This window comes from Planococcus maritimus (assembly GCF_001687625.2).
GTDB classification, from domain to species: Bacteria; Bacillota; Bacilli; order Bacillales_A; family Planococcaceae; genus Planococcus; species Planococcus maritimus.
Genome location: NZ_CP016538.2, coordinates 168,936 through 184,881, shown reverse-complemented (window position 1 = coordinate 184,881; position 15,946 = coordinate 168,936). Strand labels below are relative to the sequence as shown.

Sequence of the window (15,946 nt, the reverse complement as noted above, 5' to 3'; positions counted from 1 at the left end):
TGGCTTCTTACGCCGCGCTTTGTTCGCGTTTTTTCTTGACGCTGATGAGTGCGCCGATGGCTACGATCGCCAACAACACGCCCCAGAAGATCAATTTCCATTCTGTCGAGTGAACAAATTCGTATGGCAAGATGCCGACGCCTTCGTGTCCGAGTGTCAAGACGGTCAATTTGACGCCGACCCAGCCGACGACAACGAACGCTGTTGTTTCGAGCTGCGGGTAATTCGTCAGCAATTTAACGAATTTGTGCGCCGCGAATCGCATGATGACAAGACCGATCAAACCACCAGCAAGCATCACCGCGAACTGTCCGCCGTTGATGCCGCCAATTTCCATTGTTCCGAGATGCGGCAAAGTGATGGCGAGCGCCACCGCTGCGAGCATCGAGTCGACCGCGAACGCGATATCCGCCAATTCCACTTTCAATACCGTCATCCAAAAGCCAGAACCCTTCGTTTTTTCGGGTTCAATCGAATGCTCTTCGCCTTTTCGCTGATCGTAAATATGCTTAAATGCAATGAACAAGAGATACGCGGCCCCGAGTGCTTGAATCTGCCAAACATCGACAAGCAACGTGATCATGAATAGTGCTGCGAAACGGAACACGAACGCCCCGAGTAATCCGTAAAACAATGCTTTTTTCTGTTGTGCTTTTGGCAAGTGCTTGACCATGACCGCCATGACGACCGCATTATCTGCCGCCAGCAAGCCTTCTAATGCCACGAGTACGAGCAGTACCCATGCATATTCCAATAATATTGCTTCCACTAAAAAAACCTCCTTGAATTTGACAACAAAAAAGACCCCTGCCTATAGAAGGCAAAGGTCTTGCTAAGCAAAATGATTTTGCTATCACAACCGATGGAACGGGTCCATGTAATGACGACTGTGAAATAGGTTTCCCCATAGCTACTCCCCTTTGACGTGATGTCAAGGTCTATTGAGTTGTTAAAAAAAGTATAGCATAAAAAATGAAAAAAGCTACTGAAAATAAATGCACATGGCCTTTTGCTAGCAGTACGAGCTAAGCGCTCACATCTCAGCTGATGGAAACCGTATTTGGAGTATGGATGTCACCAAGCACTCTTCATTGCTTTCTTACTCAGGCCGTTTTATGCCTTTTGCTCATCAAGAACCAGACAATCGCAATACCGATCAAGACGAAAACCCCGATGGCCAAAACGATATATGCCGGATCTTCATTTACCTCCTGCGGGATCCAGTTTTCCGCAAGCGGCCCCGCACTCATCAAGGCCGCGACGACAATCGTAATCCAGGATTTCGTGTACAGCGCATAGGCGATAAAAATGACCACGCATATGGCAAGGATCACATAATTCTGCTCAGCCGTGGCAGTAAAATAAGCTGAGGCCGTCTCCGGCACCATCCACAAATAAAACGCCACCCAAAAACCAATGACCCCAGTGGATACCGCCACCGCAATTATTCCTTGTTTCACCGGCTTAGCGTGAAGCTTAGGCAACATCTTGAAGATTAAGGAGCTGTAGACGATGAGGCTTATGACGACAGGAATGATGCCCCATAGCACCGTTTGCGATAACTTGAAATCTTCCGACAAGGCTGGCACATACGCCAAGTAGGCGAGAATGACCAGCAACGTCGCCGGGATGAGGATCATTAATTCTTTCGTCGCAACCGGTAGCGACGCCCCAATACTTTTCATATACTGTTTCGGGTCTTTCCCGACGATGCTCTCTACACTCTTGCCGTTTTTCTCCGATTCGATCAAATGGCTTTCCAGTTCGTCGACGATCCCCTGGATGTCTTCATCGCTTTTCCCCCGCTGCATCAAATACATGCGCAGTTCGATGAGGAATTGTTCCGATTTTGCAGATAGCATGTCATTGCCCCCCTTTTGTGATGACCGCATCGACCGATTGCTTCAAATCAGCCCAGCGTCCGAGAAATTGCTCCAGTTCCGCTTGTCCCGCTTCCGTTAATGAATAATATTTACGCTTGGGTCCGGCGGTCGATTTCCGCTGCACACTCGATACGAGCCCTTCTTTTTGCATTCTCAACAGCAGCGGATAAATGCTGCCTTCACTAAACGATTGAAATCCATAGCTCTGCAGCTTTTCGGCCAGTTCATAGCCATAAATCTCGCCTTCTTCAATGATCGACAAGATGCAGCCGTCTAAAATCCCTTTGAGCATTTGTGTAGAATCTGCCACTATGTGCATCCGCCTTTCACTTTCCGTTTCACTTCACTAACTTGCAATGCAAGTGTTATAAAATCACTATAACCAATAAACCCTTGCAATGCAAGATAGTAAATGAAATTATTTCCATAGAAAAAGCCAGCCTATAATCAGGCCAGCCTCCTTTAATTATCTAATCGTTTCTGCAAGAAATACTGGCTAAAGCCTTTCGGGTGGTCTTCAAGCATCCCGAACACTTCGTAGCCGTTGCGTTTGTAAAACTCGGGCGCCTGGAAGCTGAACGTATCGAGCGTGATTAGCCGGCAGCTCTTTTCACGGGCAGCCTGCTCCATTTGTTCGATCAATGCGCTTCCTTGGCCTTGCCCTCTCAAGCTTTCATCGACCCACAAAAAGTCGACGTGCAAATGCTCCCAGAACACCGTCGCAGTCAAGCCGCCTTGTATGGTTCCCGCTTCGTCTCTCAGCACAAAGTTCACATGTTCAACCGGCGTTTTGACTTCATCCGGCAGCATCTTCATATTGTGTTCGATCACTTTTTGCCGGATCAACTCGCTGTCTTGCCGGTCTTGCCCCATCGTGATCTTCATTGCGCATCGCCTCCTTGCAACAGTTGAATCAGTTCCACACGGTTGCCAAACGGATCGCGGAATTCAAAACGCGCACATCCCGGGATCGGCACCGCCTCCAGAATCTCAACGTCTTTTTCTTCCAGCCGCTCGCGCCAATAGTGGATGTCTTCGACTCGGTACGCTAGATGCGCTTTTGTCGCGAGCCGGTCCACAGCGTCTTCTGTCCCGACATGCACTTCTTGATAGCCCACTTCGAGCCAAAAGCCGCCGCGCCCTTTTAAGGCGTCTGGCTTATCGATTTCCTGCAAGCCGAGTAACTCACAATAAAATACTTTCCCTTGTGCTTCTGCCCCTGTTGGAATGGTGATTTGTGCGTGATGCAATCCGGTGATCATTTTGCATCCCCCTTGTTTTTTAATGGATATCGCGTTTCTTGAAATTGCCGCCTTTTACTTCAGCGACATCATAGACTGCGACAAACGCTTGTGGGTCGATTTCGTAAATGATTTCTTTCATTTTGCTGTCTTCCAATCGGTTAATGATGCAGGTGATTTCCTTGTACTGTTCATTGGTATAGGCGCCTTTAACCAAATTATACGTCGCGCTGCGTCCCAAACGGTCCCGGATCGTCTCGACCATATTCTCGGGTTCACTTGTGATGATCTTATACGTTTTCGAACCGCTCAAGCCTTCTTCCACCATATGAATCACTTTAGAAGCGATAAAATAAGCGATACCTGACAAGAACGCACCTTGCAAGCCAAATACCGTCGACACGACGATAAAGACGAATAAGTTCAGGAATAAAATCAAATCACTCGTACCAAACGGCAATTTCCGTGACAGCAGCACCGCGAGCATGTCGATGCCGTCGAGCGCGCCGCCGTTGCGCAGCGCAAGCCCCATGCCAAAACCGATAATGATGCCCCCGACGACCGTCACGAGCAGCGAATCGCCCTCGACAATCGCCGGCACGTGGTGCATCACGGTCGTCCCGTATGCCAACGCCGCGATACCAATGACCGAATAGATGGCGAAGCTCTTGCCAATTTGCTTGTACCCGAGATAAACGAACGGAATGTTCAACAAGCCGATCAAGATTCCGAGCGGCACTCCTGCCAATTGCGAACCGACGATGCTCAGTCCGGTCACGCCGCCATCCGAGACGTTATTCGGAATCAGCACAGCTTCTAGCCCGTAAGCGGTAATAAAGCCACCGATTATGACTGCCAGTGCACGCAGGATTTTTTTAGCACGCTTGCTCGTTGTTTTTTGTCTGTTGATGCTCACTTTATTTCCCCTTTTCATGCGTCATTCTCTGTTGTCCGTTTCAATCATACACTTTCTTTTACTGTCCTTGAAAGAATAACCCGCGCCAAGACAGGACAAAACAAACCCCCGGATGTTGGAATGGTTCATCCGGGGGTCGCTTATGCATTCGTTTACTTACGCAGCGGCTCGAACGCTTCTGTCCAGGCAATCACTTGACCGAGCATCGCGTCGACTGTTTTCTCATGGAAATCGGCTGGTTTGAACTCACTGCCTTTCACAAAATCAGTGAACAATGACAAGGCCGGATGAGTCCGTACTGTCGCGACTTGCAGTTCCGCCATGATGATGCGCAACGCTTCCGCTGCCCGTATGCCGCCTGCCGACCCGTAACTGACAATGCCTGCTGCCTTGTTGTTCCATTCCGGATACAAATAATCGATGGCATTTTTCAAGGCGGATGTCACTCCGTGGTTGTATTCCGGGCAAATAAACACGTAACCGTCCAACTCCGCGATTTTTTCCGACCACGGAATGGCTTCTGGCGTTTGATAGTCCTGGCTCATTCCCGCTGACACCGGTTCGGCGTACATCGGCAACTTGTATTCAACCAAATCCACCACTTCGTATTCCGCATCGCCGCGCTTGTCTGCGATGCCTTTTACCCATTCTGCTACTTGCAGGCTATTGCGATTGGGGCGCGTGCTACCGGTAATAATGCCAATCTTCGTCATAACTTCGCCTCCTAAGAATCGTCGTTCCGTGTCACTGATGCGCGCAACGTGATGTTCTTTCATCATAGGAGAAAGTACAAGTAATTACAAATAATAGATAGAAAATTCCAAATTTGATATAAAGATATATTTCCCGGGAAATAAAAAAATCCCGCACGGATGCGGGATTTTGAACATTCATTATTCAACTGTTACGGATTTTGCCAAGTTACGTGGCTTATCGACGTCACAATCGCGGTGAAGAGCAGCGTAATAGCTAATCAACTGAAGCGGAATGACGGATACAAGCGGTGTCAACAATTCATGGACTTTCGGAAGAACGTGGCTGTCGCCTTCTTCGTTCAAGCCTTCCATGGAAATGATGCACGTGTTCGCGCCGCGTGCCGCCACTTCTTTGACGTTGCCGCGGATGTTCAAGTTAACGGATTCCTGAGTCGCAAGTGCGATGACCGGTGTGCCTTCTTCGATCAATGCGATCGTGCCGTGCTTGAGTTCTCCGCCAGCAAAACCTTCTGCCTGGATGTACGAGATTTCTTTGAGTTTCAATGCGCCTTCAAGACCGACGAAATAATCCATCAAACGGCCGATAAAGAAGCAATTGCGTGTCGTTGAAAGGTAATCCGCTGCGATTTTCTCGAGCTCTTCTTTCATGTCAACTTGCGCCTGCACTGCGTTTGCCACGATGCCCATTTCTTGAACTAGATCAAAATCAAGGCTGCGTCCGCGGCGTTCAGCTGTTACAGCTGACAAAATCGATAACACAGCGATTTGTGCCGTGTAGGCTTTCGTAGATGCGACCGCAATTTCAGGCCCTGCATGCAATAACAAAGTATGGTCCGCTTCGCGAGACAATGTAGAGCCTGCCACGTTCGTCACCGTTAATGATGGATGGCCCATTTCTTTGATGCGTACCAATACTTGGCGGCTGTCGGCTGTTTCGCCAGACTGGGAAATGAAGATGAACAACGGATTTTCAGAAAGAAGTGGCATGTTGTAGCCAAATTCGCTCGCTACGTGCACTTCTACTGGGATGCCCGCCATTTTCTCCAAGTATTCCTTGCCGATCAATCCAGCGTGGTAGCTTGTACCCGCTGCGATGATGTACAAACGGTCCGCTTTTTCCAACGCATCCAAGATGTTCGAGTCGATCGTCAATTGATCGTTCTCGTCTTGGTAAGCTTGGATGATTTTACGCATAACCGCAGGCTGCTCATCGATTTCTTTTAGCATATAGTGAGGGTACGTACCTTTATCGATATCGCTCATGTCGATTTCAGCTGTGAACGGATCGCGTGCCACTTCTTCGCCGTCGAGCGTCAAGATTTGCACGCTTTCTTTTTTGACGATAACAACTTCTTTGTCCATCAATTCAACAAACTGGTCCGTCACTTGCAACATCGCCATTGCATCAGATGCCACTACGTTGAAGTTTTCACCAAGGCCGACCAATAGAGGGCTCTTGTTTTTCGCAACATAAATCGTCTGCTCTTCTTCTGCATCAAGCAACGCAATCGCGTACGAGCCTTTCATCAATTTCAAGGCTTTGCTGAATGCTTCTTGAGTTGTCATGCCTTCTTCGACAAATTTGCCGATTAATTGCACGATGATTTCCGTGTCTGTATCAGACTCCATTTCCACGCCTTCCAAATGATCGCGCTGGATGTGGTGATAGTTCTCGATGACGCCGTTGTGAACGATCGTGAAACGGTCTGAAGTGTTTTGGTGCGGGTGAGCGTTAACTTTGCTCGGTTTGCCGTGTGTCGCCCAGCGTGTGTGGCCGATTCCCGTGTTCCCCGTTACATCGTCTTCTACGACTCCGCGTAGATCCGCAATGCGGCCTTTTTCTTTAAACACTTTAATGCCTTCGCCGTTGCGCACAGCAATTCCCGCTGAATCGTATCCGCGGTATTCCAAACGCTCCAAGCCTTTCAATAAAATCTCTTTTGAATCCTGTTCTCCGATATATCCAACAATTCCACACATAATGTATATTCCTCCAATTAGTTAAATGTCAAAATAAGCGTTCGCAAACGCTTGTTGTGAGCCCGTGCAAGCTGGTTGTCCAATCGATCACTCGACTGTTTTAAGCATGCACATAACGACCGGGCTTCGCGGCCGGGAGGTATCCGCCGAAATCTCGATACTCCTCCTCCTCGTCTACTGAAGATTGACTGGTCCGTCCCATTTCTTCAGTACAGGCGCTATAATTGGTTTCCTTGGCACTTACCTCTATCCCCCTTTTGCATCGACAGTAAACCGACTCACCTATCATAACCGTTGTGTATCATTCCGTCAATCAACGCAAAGTCATTATTAGGACATTCCGCACAGTTGTCTTCCAGCAGTTGGTTTAATGCTCCTCATGTTTTCTAATTTTTTTACCGTCATCCAACACCCAGCATTTAGCAAAAGCTATGAGGACAAGCATAATTGCCTGCAACCGTAATGTTAAAAAGAATTCTTATCGAACTCCCTTAACCTATCTTTTTGAACTCCTTGATAAACTTTTGACGGCACTGCCTCTTGAAAGGACGAGAAAATCCTATAAAGGTTTCTGCGAATAAAATCTCATAGGTTGAGTTGGACAAGTGAGTGAGAAGAGCTTTTAATTGATCTTTTCATCGTGAAGTAGTCGCCTTCCGCTTTGGGCATGCCTCTCGCAATGAGCCAATGAATGGGCGAAAGGGAGTTGAGCCGATTCATTTGCGACGCTTGAGCAAAGCGAAAGTTGAGCACGGGTTTATGCACGATTCGGCTTTTAGCGGCTTTTAGCGGCTTTTAGATTTCATTGGTCACTTTGAGCGACTGAGCTTCAACTTCTTTTTGTCACATCCACTGGTTGTCGATGCCTAGTGGGATGTGGGAGTCTGGCGTTATGGCCGTTGATTGTTTCATCTGCAAGAAGACGCCTCCCGCTTTGGGCATGCCTCCCACAATGAGCCAAGAAGAACGCTTGTCTCATTGCTTCGGCTCGCCCGTGTGTGCGGTTCGGCTTTTAGATTTCATTGATTGCTTTGAGCGACTGAGCTTCAGTTTCTTTTTCTTGCATCCACTGGTGATCGATGCTTAGTGGGATGTGGGAGTCTGGCGTTATGGCCGTTGATTATTTCATCTGTAAGAAGAGACCTAGCTAGAGTTGATAGTGGAAAAGACGGTTAACTAGCTAATTTTTATGCGATTACAAAACTGTCTAAAACTATTCCTGTTAATTTCAATGACAGTTGAATTTGATTTCCACACTACACTTAGAGATGGAGCGAAAAGGGGCCGACGCCGGAGGGACCGCGCGGGCTGGCGAGACAAACGTGCGAATGCACGTTGGCTCAACACCCGCCCCTCGGCAAGCGTGCCCCTTGTAGCGCAATCTCCAGCACAAGCATTTGCTATATCTCATCTCGATTTCATTTCCACTCTACATCTAGGCATGGAGCGAAGGATGGCGACTCCGGGCAGCCGATAACGCGACGTCCTGTCGCATCGGCTGCATGACCCGCCTCCTGCGGGCCTAAAGCGTCCTCCCTGGAGCGTAATCTTCCTTCTACTTTGCCCACAAAAAAAGGCCAGAGCATCCGCTCCGGCCTTTAGCTTATTTATTTCATACCCATTTCTTCGCGTACGACCGCTGCGATCCGCTCCACGTACTCTTCGCACGCTTCTGCAGAAGGCGCTTCGACCATGACGCGCACCAATGGCTCAGTTCCGGAAGGGCGCACGAGCACACGGCCGTCGCCGTCCATGTCGCGTTCCACTTCTGCAATTTTCTCCGCCACAAGCGCGTTATCGGTCACGCCGTGTTTATCCGTCACGCGGATGTTCACTAATTTTTGCGGGAAAATCGTCATTTCATTCGCCAGCTCAGACAATTTCTTGCCGGTGATTTTCATGATGTTCACCAATTGAAGGCCTGATAGCAAGCCGTCGCCTGTTGTGTTGTAATCAAGGAAAATGATATGGCCCGACTGTTCGCCGCCCAAATTATACTCATTTTTCTTCATTTCTTCTACAACGTAACGGTCGCCGACAGCGGTCTTCACGCTCTTCATGCTATGTTCTTCAAGTGCTTTGTAGAAGCCCATATTGCTCATGATCGTTGAAACGACCGTATCCTGTTTCAAGCGGCCTTCCGACTTCAAATGCTTCGCGCAAATATACATGATCTGGTCGCCATCGACGATTGTTCCTTTTTCGTCCACTGCGATCAACCGGTCGCCATCGCCATCAAAGGCAAGTCCGACATCGGCGCCTTTCTCCAACACCAGCTTCGCGAGTGCTTCCGGATGCGTCGATCCGACGCCTTCGTTAATGTTCAAACCGTTTGGCGATGCACCCATCGAGCTGATGTCTGCATCCAAATCGGCAAATACGTGTGTCGCAAGCGTTGATGTCGCACCATGTGCGCAGTCAAGCGCCACGTGGATGCCGTCGAACTCTTCGTCCACAGTTTGCTTCAAATACTGGATGTATTTTTGACCGCCTTCGAAATATTCCGTGATGCTGCCGAGATCTCCGCCTGTTGGACGCGGCAGGTCGTCTGTTTCCGCATCAAGCAAGGCTTCAATTTCCGCTTCCTGGTCGTCCGACAATTTAAAGCCGTCCGAACCGAAGAATTTAATGCCGTTATCTGCGACCGGGTTATGGGAAGCAGAGATCATGACGCCTGCTTCTGCGCTCATGACGCGTGTCAAATAGGACACCCCTGGAGTGCTGATGACGCCGAGACGCATGACTTCCGCACCAACTGACAATAAGCCAGCAGCCAATGCGTTTTCAAGCATTTCCCCGGAAATTCGTGTATCTCGCCCTACGAGCACTTTCGGTTTTTCCTTAGAGCTTTTTGTTAAGACGTAGCCGCCAAAGCGCCCGAGTTTAAAAGCCAGTTCCGGCGTCAATTCGCTATTGGCCACCCCTCGTACACCGTCGGTCCCAAAATATTTTCCCATGCTTTTCGCTCCTTCAATCACTTATATTATGATTTGTTTATATTAACCTAATTTTACATTTTTAGCTATTTTATTCTTCCTTATTGCTATCCGCAATTTCCGGATTTTCCAATTCTTCCGGAACGAGGAGTGATTCATCCACTGAAACATTCGCCTTTATTTGCATCTCGCCTGGGGAAACTCCCGATGCGCCTGATGGAATCGGCAATTCAACCGTCACGGACGTATCAGAGGCCGTGACACTGTTTGCTTCCACTTCAATGACGTACTCATCCATGGCATCGAGCACGCTGCGCGGGCCGAAAACCCGCACTTGTTCACTTGATGGCGTCCATGAATTAATGGTGACTCCCGTCTGTGGTTCACCGGTCGATTCAATGCGCACCGGCAATTCGCGGCTGTATTCTTCCACCGTGACGTCGACCGCCACGGATTCCGGCTCGATCGTAACATTATCGAGTTTCGTTAAGTCCTCTGCCAAAACGCGCACGCGGGCTTCAGCTGTAAAAGACTCTTTGATTTCCGGGTCACCTGTTACGGTCGCTTTGACAAAGCTAATCGCATTAATGACACTTTGCGGGCCCGTCACCGTTACGGTATCCGGTTCCACAGTCAAGCCTTCCAGTAAAAAGCCTTCCGCCAGTAAGCGCTCGTTCATCTCAGCATCGATATCAAATTCCTGCGACACCCGCTCCTCAAGCACGACATTCACAAATGCCGGGTCCACGCGGGCGCTCAATTGCTCTGATATATTTTCTGTTTGGATGGGTACTTGATGCTCACCGAGCGGCAAACTGCGCAAATCGATGAACAGCGTATAGTCATCGAGCTGGCGTGTCGTTTGAATGATACTCGCCGGGCCACTCAAATACAAATCGACCGTATCCGGCACGCCGCTGACCATCAAGCTTTCATCATAATACACTTGCAGTTCCACATCTTCGATCATTTCCGACACTCTACCGGTTTCGGTCGTGGTCGTGGTGTTTTCCGTCTGGACGGAAAAGAAGAGCAGAAAGGCAAGGAACAATGCCATAATCCGAAGAAACCACGGATTGTCCATCATCTTATCCATTCTTTTTCCCCCTCCAATTCCACCAAGAACTTGTCGCCTGCTGCTGTTCGGCACCGAACCAAATGCGGCGAAGCTTCACTTCAAAATCCTCGAGTGACAAATTGCGATGCAAATCGCCATTCGCCGTCAAACTGATCGCGCCGGTCTCTTCCGACACGACAATCGTGATGGCATCCGTCACTTCACTGATGCCGAGTGCTGCGCGGTGACGCGTTCCAAGCTCCTTCGAAATGAACGGGCTCTCCGACAGCGGCAAATAGCAGGCAGCCGCCGCAATGCGGTTCTTCTGGACGATGACCGCTCCGTCATGCAACGGCGTGTTCGGAATGAATAAATTGATCATCAACTCAGAGGTGATGTCTGAATTCATCGGAATACCTGTCTCTATGTATTCGCTGAGCCCGGTTTCACGCTCGATCGACACAAGTGCCCCGATGCGGCGCTTCGCCATATAGCTGACCGATTTGCTCATCGCTTCAATCAGGCGGTTGCGCTCAGATTCTTCGTTGAGCGTACTGCTCGAGAACAATTTCCCGCGCCCAAGCTGTTCGAGCGCGCGTCTCAGTTCCGGCTGGAAGATAATGATGATGGCAAGAAAGCCCCATTCGAGCACTTGCTGCATGATCCAGCCGAGTGTTTCCAGGTTGAGCGCCTGGGTCACAAGACGCGCGATGATGATAAAGAAGATTCCTTTTAATAATTGGACAGCCTTCGTTCCCTTGATGACAGTAATAAGTTTGTAAATAACGAACCAGACCAATAAGATGTCGATAAGATTTCCGAACATCTGAAGCGGTGTCTGGTCAGTGAAGTTTTCCAAAAAAGGCATCTGCAACCCTCGCTTTTCTCCATGTACATATAGATTCAGTATATCATATCCCGAGACATCTGCCCCCATGCAAAAAGCCCATCCAGTGAATGGATGGGCTATAGCATCTTGTAGTGAAAGTTTGGAAGTGATATTTTCCGAAGCTTATCGCACGACTCCGCGGGCGGGAATCGAGCGAACACTTCTCTAAATACTGAGATAGGTCATTGATTCTAAATGTCGAAAAGGTATTCCAATCTATAATTCATAGCGGATTATACTGAAAAAACCCATCCAGTGAATGGATGGGCTTTACTCGTCTATTGGTTGGTCATTGCCGCCAAAAAAGCTGACGGCGTCATTGAATGTTCCTTTGATGGTATACCAGAGCCACTCGAAGACTTGGTCGATTTCTTCGATTTCGCCGTCGATGACACCACTTGATGCCATATACTGGCCATTGACGATCGTCACGTCGCCTTCAAGTTCCCCGTCGACGCGCAAATCGCCGTTGCGGATCGTTATGTCCCCGACAACTGTTTGTCCTGCTGGGACTACCACCGTTTCGCCTTCTACAACCAGGTTCTCCTGTTTGGTAAAGGCAAATTGTTGGTCGTCGCTAAAGCTCGACATCATCGCCGCGCTCATCAATAAGACGAAAAGGGCAGCTGCGATCATCAGCGGGTGATGGCGCATAAAGCGTTTTACGCCGACGCGCTGGGATTCTTTTGGCAAGCCAGCCATCGTCTTTTGGACAAAATCTGGCGGTGCCTGGACATGAGACGCGCTTTGGACAAACGCGATGGTTCTCGTCAGTTCTTGATATATTTGTCTGCAGTCGCTGCAGTTCTGCAAGGAATCTTTCAGTTCTTTTTCTTCAGATGGGCTGATTTCCCCGTCTAGGTAATCGTCCATCATGCGAATAACTTTTTCCGGACACGCATTCATTATGCTCGCCTCCTACAAATTGCTCAATTGCTTGCGAAGTGCTTCGCGCCCGCGGTGTATCCGCGTTTTCACCGTGCCAAGCGGCAAATCAAGGATTTCGCTGATTTCAGCCAGCGGCAATTCCTCGATATATTTTAACACAATCGCTGCCCGGTACTTATCCGGCAAGCGGCTTATTTCGTACTGCACCCGCTCCTGAACTTCCATCCGCATTAATTCTTCTTCCGGAAGCTCTTCTTCATTGGCAATCTTCGAATACATATTCAAACCTTCCGTGCCTCTTACTTCCGCATCCAAATGGTAATCCGGTTTTTTCTTACGAATCCGGTCAATGCACAAATTGGTGGCGATGCGGTAAAGCCATGTGGAAAATTTACGATTCTGGTCAAACGTGTGTATGTTCACATAAGCCCGCGTAAATGCTTCCTGTGCAATATCTTCTGCTTCATGCCGGTTGCCAAGCATGCGGTAGCAAATCTGGAACAACTGATGTTGATACAGCTCCACGATTTCGGCAAATGCGTCTTGGTCGCCCTTCATGACTCGCTTTATTCGTTTATTTACTAACGCATCCATGATCTCATTTCCCTCCGCCATGCGGCTGTCTTTTATATACGGTCCAGTACTGAAAAGGTTTCATTTTTTTCTCTTCTTCTATCCTATCAAACCATCCCCAGAAAAAACCAGCCAATTTCCAGTTCTTTCAATGAATTCGTCAGTTTATTATGTCATTGACACTATTTTGGCATCGCTTTGCCCATCAGTCCTACCTCCTTGTCACTAATGTCTTATACAGCCATTCCCATTAAAAAAAGCTGCCCGGAAATTCCGGACAGCTTTATCGTTCTTATACCAATTTTTCGCCAAGCAACGAGCCGATCAATGCGACCGCCACATCAGCTGTGCGGTTCTTCTCATCCAGAATCGGGTTGACTTCGACAAATTCTGCCGACGTGATCAATCCTGCATCAAACAGCATTTCCATCGCCAAATGGCTTTCACGGTAGCTAATACCGCCTGGAACCGGCGTACCGACACCCGGTGTATACATCGGATCGATGCCATCGAGGTCAAGCGACAAGTGAACGCCATCTGTTTTGCGCTCTTCACGCAAATAGCGGATCGACTCTTGCATAACGTGGTCCATGCCCATTTTGTCGATTTCGTGCATGCTGAATACTTTGATGCCGTGCTCTTTAATCAATTCGCGCTCGCCCGGATCGACAGAACGTGCGCCGATGATGACGATGTTCTCTGGCTTCACTTTTGGTGAATAGCCACGGATTTTTGTCAATTTCTCATGGCCATGGCCAAAGCTTGCAGCAAGCGGCATGCCGTGGATATTACCCGATGGCGAAGTTTCGCTCGTGTTCATGTCCGCGTGCGCATCGTACCAAATAACGCCCAAATTCTCGTAATGCTCAGAAATACCGGCAAGTGTGCCAATCGCGATACTATGGTCGCCACCCAAAACTAGTGGGAAATTGCCGGCTTTCGCTACCCCTGAAACGGCTTCTCCTAATGTTTCGGTCGCTTCAGTAATAACGTCCATATTGCGCAAATTCGTGTTTTCGTCTACTTTACCATCCGCTTTGCGAATGTGAATATCGCCTTCATCATTTACCGCATGTCCGAGATTTTCGATACGGTCCACAACACCTGCGTAACGAATGGCGCTTGGCCCCATGTCGACGCCGCGGCGCATTTGTCCGTGATCCATTGGTACACCTATAATAGAAACATTTAATTTATTCATTATTTTATACCCCCTCAGTAAGATACATTCATTGTACCCTCTGAGCTCACCTTGGCTCAACTCAACATTATTCCGAATATTTATTCATTTTTTCTTCCAGGGCTTTTTTCACATCTGGCCATTCCCGGTCGATAATGGAATAGACAATGGCATCTCTCGGTTGACCTGTCGAGCGAATCCGTTCGTTGCGCAAATGCCCTTCTTTGACCGCTCCAATACGTTCGATCGATTGTTGGGAACGGATATTGTCAGCATCGGTTTTGAACTGGACGCGAATCATCTCCCGCTCTTCGAAACAATAGCCTAGCAGCGCATGTTTGACGGCCGTATTGACATGAGTGCGCTGTGCTTTTTCACTGTAAAAAGTTGCGCCGATTTCGCAGCTTCTGTTCGTATCGTCAATGGCATAAAGGCGGGTTGTGCCAACAATCTCGCCACTTTCCGGCAGCTCCACGGCAAATACCAGCACATTGGATTGGTTCATGCCAGTCGATAGCCACGCCTCCAAATCTTCAAAACGCTCTACTTTCGTCAGCATGTATTCAAAGATATCCGGTGTATAAAGCGTCCATAATGCCTCAAAATCCTCACGTTTCAGCAAACGAAGCCGAATATTGCGCTGTTCAATATACATATCCATCCCCTCCTTATAGGCAGTATACCAGCAAATCCTCCGTTTACTATCATGGCACCGCCACTTTATTTCATTGAAAATACACCGATTGAATGCGGCTCAAAAAATCCTTTTCCAGCTCACCCATGCTGCGCGCCAGGAAATACGTCGCCACAGTAGGCAATGGAAACAAGTCAAATCGAACTTCCATCAGCCGCCCTTCAATTAACTCACGGCGCACCATTGACCTCGGCAAAAACGACACACCGAGCCCTTCTTGGATAAAGCGCTTCGCGATGTGGGCTTGCGTCACCGTCATCGTCCGAATTCCCGGGAGCTGCACGCGTAGTTTCACCAACAACTCTTCCCAAAACACAGGGTGATGATGCGTAAAAATGTAGTGTTTTCGCAAAGCCTCTTCGGCCGAAACTACCGGTCCGTGCTCGTCGTCATACGCATCCCTTGGCATGATGAGTATCAAAGGATCCTCATAGACCACTTCATGGAGGATGACGCGCTTAACTGGAACTAAGGCGGATATACCCGCAGCCACTTCCCCGCTTTCCACTAAGCCCTCGATCGCTTCCGACTCCTCCACACGAATCACCAGTTCGAGATCCGGATGGGCTTTCGTAAACGAATTTAGAATATACGGCAACACCGTCTCCGCCATCAACGGCGAAATAGCGATGGTCCATTTTCGCCGGTAACCTTGGGCAAATGACTGGATGTCGTCTACGGTGGCATCGAATATTTCCACCAATTTTTCTGCCTGCTGCTTAAAATGGCGCCCTTCCTCGGTCAGCACCACACGATTTTTGATGCGATCAAATAAGCGGATTCCCAAATACGCTTCCAACTGACGGATATGTACCGTCACACTTGGCTGAGACAACATCAAACGTTCCGAAGTCTTGCGGAAATTCAAGGTTTCTGCCGCATCCGCAAAAGTCCTTAGCCATTGCATCTCCATCGTCACTCCACCTTCAATTAATTTTCTTAATTATTTTAATTATAAATCTTTAATTTTCATAATCAAGATTTCGATCTATA

General features: G+C 48.6%; 16 protein-coding genes. All 16 read right to left on the bottom strand.

Annotated features, from left to right (window positions below):
- Positions 1-7: 7 nt before the first annotated feature.
- The 16 genes from BBI11_RS00990 to BBI11_RS00915 all read right to left on the bottom strand — a co-directional run bounded on the left by BBI11_RS00990 (position 8) and on the right by BBI11_RS00915 (position 15,866).
- On the bottom strand, positions 8-769 hold the full coding sequence (locus BBI11_RS00990; protein ID WP_068459771.1) for a TerC family protein: 762 nt from the start codon (positions 767-769) through the stop codon (positions 8-10).
- Positions 770-1,103: 334 nt separating this feature from the next.
- A complete protein-coding gene (locus BBI11_RS00985; RefSeq protein WP_068459769.1) occupies positions 1,104-1,862 on the bottom strand; it encodes a DUF1129 family protein in 759 nt (252 codons plus the stop codon).
- Position 1,863: 1 nt separating this feature from the next.
- Positions 1,864-2,193: a PadR family transcriptional regulator gene (locus tag BBI11_RS00980; RefSeq protein ID WP_068459767.1), complete on the bottom strand. Its 330-nt coding sequence runs from the start codon at positions 2,191-2,193 to the stop codon at positions 1,864-1,866.
- Between the two features lie 152 nt (positions 2,194-2,345).
- On the bottom strand, positions 2,346-2,768 hold the full coding sequence (locus BBI11_RS00975; RefSeq protein ID WP_068459765.1) for a GNAT family N-acetyltransferase: 423 nt from the start codon (positions 2,766-2,768) through the stop codon (positions 2,346-2,348).
- Positions 2,765-3,145, bottom strand: a complete 381-nt coding sequence (locus tag BBI11_RS00970; RefSeq protein ID WP_068459763.1) for a VOC family protein — start codon at positions 3,143-3,145, stop codon at positions 2,765-2,767. The genes BBI11_RS00975 and BBI11_RS00970 overlap by 4 nt, the downstream gene beginning before the upstream one ends.
- 19 nt (positions 3,146-3,164) lie before the next feature.
- Positions 3,165-4,058, bottom strand: coding sequence for a YitT family protein (locus tag BBI11_RS00965; RefSeq protein ID WP_068459761.1), 894 nt, complete (start codon positions 4,056-4,058; stop codon positions 3,165-3,167).
- A gap of 134 nt (positions 4,059-4,192) precedes the next feature.
- A complete protein-coding gene (locus BBI11_RS00960) occupies positions 4,193-4,753 on the bottom strand; it encodes an NADPH-dependent FMN reductase (RefSeq protein WP_068459759.1) in 561 nt (186 codons plus the stop codon).
- A gap of 180 nt (positions 4,754-4,933) precedes the next feature.
- Positions 4,934-6,736 (bottom strand): glutamine--fructose-6-phosphate transaminase (isomerizing), encoded by a 1,803-nt coding sequence (gene glmS, locus BBI11_RS00955; protein ID WP_068459756.1) that lies wholly within the window; start codon positions 6,734-6,736, stop codon positions 4,934-4,936.
- Between the two features lie 1,607 nt (positions 6,737-8,343).
- Positions 8,344-9,693, bottom strand: a complete 1,350-nt coding sequence (glmM, locus tag BBI11_RS00950) for a phosphoglucosamine mutase (RefSeq protein WP_068459753.1) — start codon at positions 9,691-9,693, stop codon at positions 8,344-8,346.
- 70 nt (positions 9,694-9,763) lie between these two features.
- Complete coding sequence (locus BBI11_RS00945) at positions 9,764-10,768, bottom strand: CdaR family protein (protein WP_068459751.1); 1,005 nt, start codon at positions 10,766-10,768, stop codon at positions 9,764-9,766.
- The gene (cdaA, locus tag BBI11_RS00940; RefSeq protein WP_068465506.1) at positions 10,761-11,597 is read right to left on the bottom strand and encodes a diadenylate cyclase CdaA; all 837 of its coding nucleotides are present in this window, start codon (positions 11,595-11,597) and stop codon (positions 10,761-10,763) included. Before cdaA ends, BBI11_RS00945 begins: the two co-directional genes overlap by 8 nt.
- A gap of 291 nt (positions 11,598-11,888) precedes the next feature.
- The gene (locus BBI11_RS00935) at positions 11,889-12,524 is read right to left on the bottom strand and encodes a zf-HC2 domain-containing protein (protein WP_068459749.1); all 636 of its coding nucleotides are present in this window, start codon (positions 12,522-12,524) and stop codon (positions 11,889-11,891) included.
- A 12-nt stretch (positions 12,525-12,536) separates the two neighbouring features.
- Entirely contained in the window at positions 12,537-13,100 is a 564-nt protein-coding gene (gene sigW / locus BBI11_RS00930; RefSeq protein ID WP_068459747.1) for an RNA polymerase sigma factor SigW, read from the bottom strand.
- A 271-nt stretch (positions 13,101-13,371) separates the two neighbouring features.
- Positions 13,372-14,280, bottom strand: a complete 909-nt coding sequence (gene rocF, locus BBI11_RS00925) for an arginase (RefSeq protein ID WP_068459745.1) — start codon at positions 14,278-14,280, stop codon at positions 13,372-13,374.
- Between the two features lie 67 nt (positions 14,281-14,347).
- The gene (locus tag BBI11_RS00920) at positions 14,348-14,914 is read right to left on the bottom strand and encodes a GNAT family N-acetyltransferase (protein ID WP_068459743.1); all 567 of its coding nucleotides are present in this window, start codon (positions 14,912-14,914) and stop codon (positions 14,348-14,350) included.
- Positions 14,915-14,984: 70 nt separating this feature from the next.
- Positions 14,985-15,866 carry a LysR family transcriptional regulator gene (locus BBI11_RS00915; protein WP_068459741.1) on the bottom strand — a complete coding sequence of 294 codons (882 nt, stop codon included), beginning with the start codon at positions 15,864-15,866 and terminating at the stop codon, positions 14,985-14,987.
- Between the last annotated feature and the right edge of the window lie 80 nt (positions 15,867-15,946).